Source organism: Pseudomonas sp. NPDC098740 (assembly GCF_044760065.1).
GTDB lineage: Bacteria > Pseudomonadota > Gammaproteobacteria > Pseudomonadales > Pseudomonadaceae > Aquipseudomonas > Aquipseudomonas rossensis.
Map to the genome: position 1 here is coordinate 172,188 of NZ_JBIWAM010000014.1, position 10,600 is coordinate 182,787.

Consider the following 10,600-nt stretch of genomic DNA (forward strand, 5'->3'; position numbering starts at 1 on the left):
ACAAAAGCCCCGCAAATGCGGGGCTTTTTGTTGAAGATCAAAAGATCGTCCGCTTCGGCAGCTCCTACAGGGTGTACATCAATCCCATGTAGGAGCTGCCGAAGGTTCGGGCCGCGTTCGGACGATCTTTTGCTTTTAAAGGCGGAACTGCGCGAAATTGACGTTGGTACCCGCCGGGCGCATGTCCTGGAGGTACGAGTCCTTGTCGGCGCTCAGTTCCAGGCTCAGGGCCGCTTTGCGTTTACCTTCGTTGCGCACCACCAGACCTTCGAGCTTCTCGCGCAGGAACACCGTCGGCACTTTCAGGTGCAGCAGTTCGTCGGTATCCGGGGTGTGCATCAGCAGGTGAACCCATTCGTACTGACCAACGGCCAGACGCGCGACCGGAATATCAAACCACCAGATGTTGCGGTTGCGGTTCAATTCGGTGAAATGGCAGTTGTTGACGCCAAGCACAGCACCGCCAAGTTCCTGGTTTCTGCGGGCAATGGCCTGCTTTTTATCGAGTTTCATAACATTCCTACGGGATTGGATCTTCAGCGCCATGGCCTGAATACGTTGCGCATTCTCGGGGGTTGGTCGGCAAACATAAAGCCCAACCTGCACTGAACGATGAAATGTCACCGTGAAAATAAATGAAACTCCGTGCAAACGCCTCCGGTCAATTCTTGTGTAACGACTTTTTCCGTTGAATGTTCACAGGAGAAACACCATGAGCAGCACTGGCGATAAAGCAAAAGGCTTGGCCAACGAAGCAGTCGGCAACGTCAAACAAGGCGTCGGCAAGGCAACCGGCAACGACAAAATGCGCACCGAAGGCGCGGTGCAGGAAAGGAAAGGCGAAGCCCAGCAAGCGGTTGGCAAAGCCAAAGACGCGATCAAGAAAGGCATCGATAAGGCGTGATCCGGCCTTTGACGAGCAACAGAAACGGCCATCCACGGATGGCCGTTTTTGTGTCAGCCTGAACTTGCACAAGGAAATTGTTTCAAACTCGCCAAGTAGGCTACTTTGATGTAGAAAACGGCCCCTGAGTCGCCACGACTTCAACCTTTTTTGCGGCGAAAGGAGACGCTAATGTTTTTCCCTCACATGAAAGGTCAGCGCCTGCACCGTGTCATGGTGCGCACGATCACCGAGTTCGTCGACGACGAGATGTCGACCTATGCCTCGGCGTTGGCCTATCAGATGCTGTTCTCGCTGTTTCCCTTCATTCTGTTTCTGATCGCCCTGATCGGTTTCCTGCACCTGCCGGACTTCTTCTCCTGGCTGCGCCTGCAATCGGAACTGGTCCTGCCGCCCCAGGCGCTGGAACAGGTGAACCCGGTCATCGACCAGCTCCAGCAATCCGAGGGTGGTTTGCTGTCGATCGGTATCGTGATTGCCCTGTGGACCGCGTCTGCGGGTGTGCGGCTGATGATGAGCGCGATGAACGCCGCCTACGACGTAGTCGAAGGCCGGCCGGCGTGGAAGCGTTTCCCGCTGTCGATTTTCTACACCATCGGCATCGCCGGCATGCTGCTGGTGGCCGCTGCGCTGATGGTGCTCGGGCCGCAGGTGATGGGCTGGATCGCCTCGCAAGTCGGCCTTGAAGAATTCATCGTGACCCTCTGGACCATCGTGCGCTGGCCGGTGGTCGTGATTCTGTTGATGATGGCGGTGGCGCTGATTTACTACGTCATGCCCGACGTCAAACAGGAGTTTCGTTTCATCACCCCTGGCTCGGTGCTGGCGGTGGTGGTGTGGATCATCGCGTCGCTGGGTTTCGGCCTGTACGTCAAGACGTTCGCCAACTACAACGCCATGTATGGCAGTATCGGCGCGATCATCGTGCTGTTGCTGTACTTCTACATTTCCGCCGCAGTGCTGTTGCTCGGCGCGGAGATGAATGCCGTGATCGAACACATGTCCACCGAGGGCAAGGACCCTGGCGAAAAGGTCCCCGGCGAGCATGACCACGAACCCAAACAACATGTTTCGGGACTGGGTCGGGACCACTCGATCAAGCCGACCACTGACGAAGTCATCAAATGATCCGTGAAATTCTGAAAATGGGCGACGAGCGCCTGCTGCGCATTGCCCCGCCGGTCCCGGCCGAAATGTTCGACAGCCCGGAGCTGTGGCAACTGATCGACGACATGTTCCAGACCATGGAAAGCGTCGGCGGCGTTGGCCTGGCTGCGCCGCAGATCGGCGTCGACCTGCAACTGGTGATCTTCGGTTTCGAGCACAGCGAACGCTATCCGGACGCCGAAGCCGTGCCGCAGACGATTCTGATCAACCCGTTGATCACGCCGTTGAGCCCGACGCTGGAAGAGGGTTTCGAAGGCTGCCTGTCGGTGCCCGGCCTGCGTGGCGCGGTGGATCGCTATCAGCACATTCGTTACGAAGGTTTCGATCCCAAAGGGCAGCCGATTGTGCGCATCGCCGAGGGATTCCATGCGCGAGTGGTACAGCATGAATGCGATCACCTGATCGGCCGGTTGTACCCGTCGCGCATCAGTGACTTCAGCAAGTTCGGGTTTACCGACGTGATGTTTCCGGATCTCGATCCTAACGCCGACGACTGATCCGAAAACACCACAAACCCCTGTGGGAGCGAGCCTGCTCGCGAAAGCGGTGGGTCATTCAACGATGATGTCGAATGACACGCCGCCTTCGCGAGCAGGCTCGCTCCCACAAGTCGAACTCACCAACGGTTCCAGGCCCATGGCGATCATCGGTTTGCTGCGCGCGTAGCGGCTCAAGCGTTCGGTCATGGCGTAAGGCATTTGCGGATCAAAGGAAAACCCTCGGCGTTCATAAAAGCCCCGCAAGTCGGGGTGGCAGAACAGCCAGACCGGTTGGTCGAGACCGCGCACCGCCTCGGCGATCAGCGCCGCAGCGATGCCCTGTTCACGGCAGGCCGGATCGACAAACAAACCCGTCAGCCAATGCCCGTCCGCCACCGGTCGCAAACACAGCGCCCCAATGATCTCCTCGCGCCTGGCCACCCAGAGTTGAGCGTCGCGGACCGCTTTCATCGACGATTGGTGAGCGCGATAAAACTTGTTCATCAAGGGCCATAAAGGCTCGGCGAGCAAGGTGTACTGGGTGTTGGGCATGGTCTTCGACTGTCGGTGCGCAAAGCGGGCGATTATAAAAGAACGCGAGAGCAGCGATAGGTGTATACCTGATCTCACATCCCGTATGAGTGGAGTACGTATCATGGCCAAAGGCATGGATTCAAAAAAAGCGGCAAAGAAAAAACCGGCAAAAACCGCCGATGAAAAGCGCGCGGACAAGAAGGCCAAGAAGGTGGATGTGTTCGGTCATTGATCCCGTGACAAGGGAGCCCGGCCTCGGGCTCCCGCTGCTTCTGACGAAATAACCAAATAATCTGCAAGAAAACCCTGCGCCATTGCACAGAAGGGGACTGGTCCCCGATCTGAGCAACGCCATGCCCCATTACTTCGATACTGCCCACCGAGAAGAAATCGAAACCCTGCACCAACGCCTGACCGCTCGCACCGAGTGGCCGACCTGGCTGTTGCTGGTCGGCGTGTACGCTGGTTGGTTCAGCATTGTTTTGGGGAGCCATCGGTTGGGCCTGTGGTGGAGCACTGTGCTGTTGATTCCGCTGGTGGTGCTCTGGTTATCGGTGCAGCACGAATTGCTTCACGGGCATCCGACCCGTTGGACATTGCTCAATAAAGTCCTCGGCTACGCGCCGTTCGCCGTCTGGTATCCCTACACCCTGTATCGCGACAGCCATTTGTTGCATCACCGCGACGAAGACCTGACCCTCCCGCGTCGCGATCCGGAAAGCCGTTACCTGAGCGCCGAGCAGTGGCAGGGCAGTTCACTGTTCGAACAAGGCCTGCACTGGCTGAACAAAACCGTGCTCGGGCGCTTCGCCCTCGGTGCGCCGCTGGCCTTGCTGGCGCTGGCCCGGGAGGAACTGCAACGTCTAAAAGCAGGTGAGCGGCAGGCCTGGTTGATGTGGCTGACCCACGGCACGTTGACCCTGCTGATGTTGCTGTTTATCGCCCACTACAGCGTGCTGCCGGTGTGGCATTACCTGTTACTGATCAGCGTGCCGGCGCTATCGATTGCGATGATTCGCTCCTACTATGAACACCGTCCCCACGCCGAGCCCGAGCAAAGGACGGTCATCAATGAAGCCGCCTGGCCGTGGCGCTGGCTGTTCCTCAACCTCAATCTGCACCTGGTGCATCACGATTTGCCGGGGCTGCCCTGGTACGACTTGCCCCGCGCCTACCGCGCGCGTCGCGAGCAATGGCTGGCGCGCAGCGGCGGGTTTCTGGTGCAGGGTTATGGCCAGTTGTGGCGGGAGAATGGAGTGAAAGCCATCGATAGCCCGCGACATCCATTCCACTGAGGCATGACCACCACAGAACCCTGTGGGAGCGGGCTTGTCGGATCGCCGCACCGCCGCGAAGGGGCCGGCACATCCAACATCATTGTTGTCAGGCCGATTGCATTCGCGGGCAAGCCCGCTCCCACAGGGAATTTCGTTGCCGGGAAATTTTTGATGACACAACACTTCGCTGAATTACTGATGTACGTCGCCCCCGAGCCGATCCGCGAGGCCAACGAGCGCTGGCTGACGCGAATGCTCGAGCGACTGGGTGCCACCCGCCGCAACGCCGAGGGCCTTTCGCTGATGGACCTCTGGCTGTCCCCGCACTTGCTGCTGACCCAAACCTGCGGCTACCCGCTGATGACCGCGTTGCGCGGTCGGGTCCGGGTCATCGGTCGTCCTCGCTATGAACTGCCGGACAGCAACGGCGGCAACCATTGCAGCCTGTTGCTGAGTCGCGCCGATGATCCACGGCGCAGCCTGCCGGCCTTTCGCGACAGTCGTGGGGTGATCAATGGCGAAGACTCCAACAGCGGCATGAACCTGTTGCGTCACCGACTGGCGCCGTTGCATCGAGAGGGGCAGTTCTTCGCCAGTGTCGGTATCAGCGGCAGCCACCGAGAAAGCCTGCGCGGGTTGCGTGAAGAAACAGCGGACCTGGCAGCCATCGACAGCGTCACCTTTGCCTATCTGGCGCAGCACGCCGAAGAAGAAGTGACCGGCCTGCGGGTCATCGCGCGAAGTGCGTTCAGTCCGACCTTGCCGTTCATCACCGCCGCGACCGTCACCGATGAACAGGCCGAGGCGCTGCGGCAGGCGATGAACACGACGTTGCAGGCATTGCCCGAAGTCAGGGAAATCCTCGGTCTGCAAGAGGTATTGCCGGCCGGCGAAAGCGACTATCAGATTGTGCTCGACTATCAGCAAGAGGCTGAAGCGCTGGGATATGGGCGATTGCGGTAGGGGGGGTGAAAAGATCGCAGCCTCGTTTCACTCGACAGCTCCTACAGATGTACACCGATTTCCTGTAGCAGCTGTCGAGTGAAACGAGGCTGCGATCTTTTGATGTTTAATTCTAAAATAGAATATAAAAATGCTTTTTAAGTATTATTAATGAATAAGGCTCCTTGCTAGGATCGCGTCACCGGATCACCGGACATTCAGCGACCCCTAACCCTTGGAGCCTCTATGTCCGGCACCGACCTTTCCCATCGCAACGACGTGGGCGGATTGTTCCGCGCGCATTACCCCTGGCTGTGCGCTCGGTTGCGTCGGCACCTGGGCGCCAGTTCCAGCGTCGAAGACATCGCTGCCGAAACCTTTTTACAGCTACTCGAATCGCCGGGGCTGACCCCGATCCGCGAGCCTCGTGCCTTGCTCACCACCATTGCCCAGCGGTTGATCTATCAGCTCTGGCGCCGCCGTGACCTGGAACGCCAACACCTCGATCAGTTGCAACAGCTCGATCAGCAGCAAGCGATCTCGCCCGAAGAACGGGTGCAATTGACCCAGGTGTTGCATGGCCTGGATCGCACGCTTGAACGCTTGCCTGGCAAGGTTCGCGCAACCTTCCTGTTGTCGCGAATCGACGGCCTGACCTATCCGCAAATCGCTGCCGAACTGGGCATTTCTCAACGCTCGGTCAGCGTTTACATGACTCGTACCCAAGCCCTGTGCGCCCGGCACAGCGCCAACCAACCCTTGAATTCCCTGACCCGGAGGTCCGCATGAGATCACTCATAACCCTGCTCGGCAGTTCACTGCTGGCCCTGAGCCTTGTGGCTACCCACGTTCCCGCGGCGGAGAAAACCGCGCCGATCCACTTCGGCGACATCACCTGGGAAAGCGGCAGCCTCATCACCGAAATCCTGCGATTGATTGTCGAGAAAGGTTACGGCTACCCGACCGATACCTTGCCGGGCAGCACCGTCAGCCTCGAAGCGGCGTTGGCCAGGAACGATATTCAAGTGATCGGCGAAGAGTGGGCCGGGCGCAGTCCGGCGTGGGTCAAAGCCGCCTCGGAAGGCAAAGTGTTTGGGCTGGGTGACACGGTCAAGGGCGCCACCGAAGGCTGGTGGGTGCCCGAATACGTGATCAAGGGCGATCCCGAGCGCGGCATCAAACCCCTGGCCCCGGAGCTGAAATCCGTCGCTGATCTGGCGCGTTACAAAGATGTGTTCCGCGACCCGGAAGACCCAAGCCGTGGACGCTTCCTCAACAGCCCGACTGGCTGGACCTCGGAGATCGTCAACAGTCAGAAACTCAAGGCCTATGACCTGACCGGCAGCTTCGTCAACTTCCGCACGGGTTCTGGCGCTGCACTGGATGCCGAGGTGGCTTCGTCGATCCGTCGTGGTAAACCGGTGCTGTTCTACTGCTGGTCGCCGACGCCGCTGTTGGGGCGCTTCAAACTGGTGAAACTCGACGAACCGGCCTTCGACGCCGAAGCCTGGAAGACCCTGGCCGACGCCAACAACCCGAATCCAAAAGGCACGCGGTCGATGCCGGCAAGCCTGGCGATTGGGGTGTCCGCGTCGTTCAAGGCGCAGTACCCGGATTTGGTGGCGTTCTTCGAAAAGGTCGACCTGCCAATCGATCTGCTGAACCAGACGCTCGGCCAGATGAGCGAAAAGCGCCTGCAACCGCGTCAGGTGGCCGAAGCGTTTTTGCGTGATCAGCCGCAGATCTGGAAGGGTTGGGTGCCGGGGGAAGTGGCCACTAAGGTGAGTGCGAGTTTGTAAATTTGAGTGCCTGGAAAATAGCCATTGAGGCCTACACCGACTCCGCGGCCAACGCCGCCTTCACGGCTGGCCGCTGATCAACCCTCGTCTGAAACCGCGCCAACGCCGGCCACTCATTCAAATCGATGGCAAACAGGTGCGACCAGCGCAACACCGTAAACAAATACGCATCAGCAATGCTGAACCCGTCAGCCAGCAAATAATCCTGGCGCTCCAGCGTCTGACACAACACAGCAAACCGCTTGAACAGTTTCTCTTTGATGAGCGCTTTGATCTCATCCGGGAACTGCGAACTGAACAGTCCGCCCAGCCCGCCATGAATCTCTGTCGAAACGAAATTCAGCCATTCCTGCAACCGTACCCGCTCGAACGTCCCGCTCAAGGGTGCCAGGTTCGCGTCGGGGCGCAGGTCTGCCAGGTATTGCAGGATTGCCGGGCCTTCGGTCAGCACTTGGCCATTGTCCAGTTGCAATGCCGCGACGTAACCCTTGGGGTTGATGGCGAGGAAGTCCTCGTCGTTGGCGGTTCGCTTGGTGGTGTTGTCGACGCGGATCAATTCGAACGACAGATCCAGTTCGCGCAGCACGATATGCGGCGCGAGCGAGCAGGCGTGTGGGGCGTAATACAACTTCATTGGCAGGGCTCTGGCTGGGGATTTGCGCCAGTGTCATAGTGCGCGGCACCTTCGGTAAAATTAATCTTTCAGAAAACCGCCATAAGGAAAGCTACTGCCATGATGAATCTGATGCATTGGCGAATGGTGGTGGCAGTGGCTGACATGGGCAACATTACCCGGGCTGCCGAGCGGGTCGGCATGACCCAGTCCGGTGCCAGCCAGGCCTTGGCGTTGATTGAAGAAACCCTGGGCGTTCAGCTGTTCAGTCGGGAGAGTCGCCAGACCTTGCCGACGGCAATCGGCCTGTCTGTGATCGAACACGCGAGAACGATGCTGGGTGTTCTGGAAACCATTCGCAGCACTGTCGATTCCACCAAAGACATTCAGCGCGGGACGATTCGCCTGGCCAGTTTTCCCATGGTGTTGGCGGCTTTCCTGCCGCCGCTGTTGCGTCAGTTCAACCGGCTTTATCCCGGCATTCAGGTGGTCGCGCTGGAGGTCAGCGACGATGAAGTGGAAACGCTGCTCGGCGCCGGGCTGGTGGATGTCGGCGTGGTGTTGAACCCGGCGCCCGAGCGCAATGCCGGTCGCCTGGGGCGTGATGCCTGGATGGCGGTGGTGCCTGGCGGCCATCCCTTGGCTCGCCGTTCCAATGAAGAAGGCGTCTCCCTGGCGGAGTTGGCGGAGCGACCTTTTGTACTGGCCACGGGCGGTTGCTCGACCAACGCTCGCAGCCTGGCGGAAGATGCCGGGCTGCAACTGCTTGATGTTCGGGTAGAGGTCCGTGAATGGAGCAGTGCGTTCACCCTGGTACGGGAAAACATCGGCGTGACGCTGGTGCCGGAGATGACACTGCCGAGCCAACTTCAGGGTCTGCGGGTGGTGCCGGTCAAACCGCGTATCGATCGCGAATTTGCCTTGGTGGTCGCTGCGAACAAGCCACCCTCGGCGGCAGTGCAGGCGTTGATGAGTCTGCTTGCCGAGAAATGACTCATACCGATGCTGAACCGATTTTGTCCTCAATACTGGCCGACTAGTGGCCTTGCTTACCTTCCTCGCCTGTCTATGCTGACTCCTAACTAACTATGTCGACCGCCATGTGAAGGCCGTCATACACGTTAAAAGTGTGCGCAACCCAAGGCGCCGACTCTGAACAATACGGAGCTGTCCGGTCAATGGAATGTCTTATCAGATCGTTAGGGCTGGCCCGATTCCGGGCTATCGAGAGAAGGATGTCTTGATAAGAGCGTTGCAGCATGGACTCTCCGATTAAACATCATTGATCACCTGACCAAGTCCTTCCTGTGGAGGGATGCGTGTGCCTGTTCCTTGGAACGTAGTGGTGGAGCTGTTGAAAGACCAAAGAACTTTCATCAAACAAAAGACCGCGCTGAAGGTGATACAACTATGTTTAACCGACGTCACAAGACCGACCTGCTGGAAATCGAACGATTCAGTTGCGCGCTGACCGAGGCTAACGCGAAGTTGGCCGCAGTCAGCCGCTCGATGGCGATGATTGAGTTCACCCCTGAGGGGATCGTGCTCGATGCCAACGACAACTTTTGCAGTGCCATGGGATACAGCGCCGAAGAAGTGCGCGGTAAACATCACCGGATCTTTTGCGAAGAAGCGTTATACCGAAGCGAAGCCTACGCCAAGTTGTGGCGTGACCTGGCCCGTGGCGAACCGGTGAGCGGGACCTTTTTACGCTTGAACAGGAGCGGCAAGGAGATCTGGCTCGAAGCCAGCTATATGCCGGTGTTCGGCGCTGATCGTCAGGTCCGGAGTGTGATCAAAGTCGCCACTGACATCTCAGCGAGGATCTACAAGGAGCACGAAAACGAGAGCATGCTTGCGGCGATCGGTCGTTCCATGGCCGTGATCGAATTCACCCCGGATGGCAAGGTCATCACGGCCAACGACAACTTCTTGAAGACGATGCATTACTCGCTCAACGAAGTGGTTGGCCAGCACCACAGTTTGTTTTGTCATCGTGCCGACGCCGAATCTCAGGCCTACAAAGCGTTCTGGGCCTCGCTCAATCGCGGCGAATATCACTCGCACCGTTTCGAGCGCAAAGATAAGCACGGTCATACGGTTTTCCTGGAGGCCTCCTACAACCCGCTGTTCGACACCAAGGGTCGATTGTACAAAGTGGTCAAGTTCGCCAGCGATATCACCCAGCAAGTCACTACCCTGCAAACCGCCGCGGAATCGGCCCACAGCACCTCTGTTCAAAACGACGCCTGCGCGCAGAAAGGTTCTCAGGTGGTGCAGCAAACGGTGCAGATCATCCAGGACATTTCCAAAGACTTGAACGAAGCGGCGCTGAGCATTGATGCCGTCAGCAAACAGTCCGACATCATCGGCACCATCGTTCAGACCATTCGCGGAATTGCCGATCAGACCAACCTGTTGGCGCTCAACGCCGCGATCGAAGCGGCCCGGGCCGGGGAACACGGGCGCGGGTTCGCGGTAGTCGCCGATGAAGTTCGCAGCCTTGCGGCACGAACGAGCCAGGCAACGCTGGAGATCGTTGAAGTGGTGCGCAAGAACCACGATTTGTCATTGAGTGCGGTGTCGAGCATGCAGTCCAGTTTGAGTCGAACCGGGCTTGGGGTGGAACTGGCGAATGAGGCGGGAGCGGTGATTCTGGAGATTCAACAAGGGTCGCGGCATGTGGTGGATGCGATCAGTCAGTTCAACTCGACCTTGCAGATAAGTTGATAGCGGCACATTGAAAAGGGTCCCTCGAAGGGTAATGCCGATCAGTTAAGCCAAAACGCGATCCGTAGCAGCTGGCGAAGCCTGCGTTCGGTTCGGGCCGCGTTCGGACGCAGCAGTCGTAAAACCTGAGTTTGCGGTCTTCCTGAAACACCGCA

General features: G+C 58.5%; 11 protein-coding genes and 2 pseudogenes. 10 read left to right on the top strand and 3 right to left on the bottom strand.

Translation table 11 applies throughout. The features are described from left to right. Positions 1–135: 135 nt before the first annotated feature. Positions 136–513, bottom strand: a complete 378-nt coding sequence (locus tag ACIQU2_RS18725) for a hypothetical protein (RefSeq protein WP_282377262.1) — start codon at positions 511–513, stop codon at positions 136–138. Between the two features lie 199 nt (positions 514–712). Here ACIQU2_RS18725 and ACIQU2_RS18730 point away from each other — a divergent pair, with 199 nt between their 5' ends. The 3 genes from ACIQU2_RS18730 (at position 713) to def (ending at position 2,568) form a co-directional block, all read left to right on the top strand. Further along, entirely contained in the window at positions 713–904 is a 192-nt protein-coding gene (locus ACIQU2_RS18730; RefSeq protein ID WP_347806356.1) for a CsbD family protein, read from the top strand. 171 nt (positions 905–1,075) lie between these two features. After that, complete coding sequence (locus ACIQU2_RS18735; protein ID WP_347806357.1) at positions 1,076–2,032, top strand: YihY/virulence factor BrkB family protein; 957 nt, start codon at positions 1,076–1,078, stop codon at positions 2,030–2,032. Then, a complete protein-coding gene (gene def, locus ACIQU2_RS18740; RefSeq protein WP_347806358.1) occupies positions 2,029–2,568 on the top strand; it encodes a peptide deformylase in 540 nt (179 codons plus the stop codon). Before ACIQU2_RS18735 ends, def begins: the two co-directional genes overlap by 4 nt. Positions 2,569–2,622: 54 nt before the next feature. Here def and ACIQU2_RS18745 read toward each other — a convergent pair whose 3' ends face one another. Beyond that, a complete protein-coding gene (locus ACIQU2_RS18745) occupies positions 2,623–3,102 on the bottom strand; it encodes a GNAT family N-acetyltransferase (protein ID WP_347806359.1) in 480 nt (159 codons plus the stop codon). A gap of 335 nt (positions 3,103–3,437) precedes the next feature. Here ACIQU2_RS18745 and ACIQU2_RS18750 point away from each other — a divergent pair, with 335 nt between their 5' ends. From ACIQU2_RS18750 to ACIQU2_RS18765, 4 genes are all read left to right on the top strand, one after another. Next, positions 3,438–4,379 (top strand): fatty acid desaturase, encoded by a 942-nt coding sequence (locus ACIQU2_RS18750; protein WP_403143213.1) that lies wholly within the window; start codon positions 3,438–3,440, stop codon positions 4,377–4,379. A 153-nt stretch (positions 4,380–4,532) separates the two neighbouring features. After that, complete coding sequence (locus tag ACIQU2_RS18755; RefSeq protein ID WP_347806361.1) at positions 4,533–5,324, top strand: PhnD/SsuA/transferrin family substrate-binding protein; 792 nt, start codon at positions 4,533–4,535, stop codon at positions 5,322–5,324. 225 nt (positions 5,325–5,549) lie between these two features. After that, positions 5,550–6,092 (top strand): sigma-70 family RNA polymerase sigma factor, encoded by a 543-nt coding sequence (locus tag ACIQU2_RS18760; RefSeq protein ID WP_347805364.1) that lies wholly within the window; start codon positions 5,550–5,552, stop codon positions 6,090–6,092. Further along, positions 6,089–7,102 (top strand): ABC transporter substrate-binding protein, encoded by a 1,014-nt coding sequence (locus ACIQU2_RS18765; protein ID WP_403143217.1) that lies wholly within the window; start codon positions 6,089–6,091, stop codon positions 7,100–7,102. Before ACIQU2_RS18760 ends, ACIQU2_RS18765 begins: the two co-directional genes overlap by 4 nt. A 31-nt stretch (positions 7,103–7,133) precedes the next feature. Here ACIQU2_RS18765 and gstA read toward each other — a convergent pair whose 3' ends face one another. Further along, positions 7,134–7,736 carry a glutathione transferase GstA gene (gstA, locus tag ACIQU2_RS18770; protein WP_403143219.1) on the bottom strand — a complete coding sequence of 201 codons (603 nt, stop codon included), beginning with the start codon at positions 7,734–7,736 and terminating at the stop codon, positions 7,134–7,136. Between the two features lie 99 nt (positions 7,737–7,835). Here gstA and ACIQU2_RS18775 point away from each other — a divergent pair, with 99 nt between their 5' ends. From ACIQU2_RS18775 to ACIQU2_RS18785, 3 genes and pseudogenes are all read left to right on the top strand, one after another. Continuing rightward, a complete protein-coding gene (locus tag ACIQU2_RS18775) occupies positions 7,836–8,708 on the top strand; it encodes a LysR family transcriptional regulator (protein ID WP_403143221.1) in 873 nt (290 codons plus the stop codon). Between the two features lie 522 nt (positions 8,709–9,230). After that, a pseudogene (locus tag ACIQU2_RS18780) lies at positions 9,231–9,902 on the top strand (PAS domain-containing protein); the annotation flags it as partial. Positions 9,903–10,013: 111 nt separating this feature from the next. Beyond that, positions 10,014–10,445, top strand: a pseudogene (locus ACIQU2_RS18785) (methyl-accepting chemotaxis protein); the annotation flags it as partial. Positions 10,446–10,600: the final 155 nt, after the last annotated feature.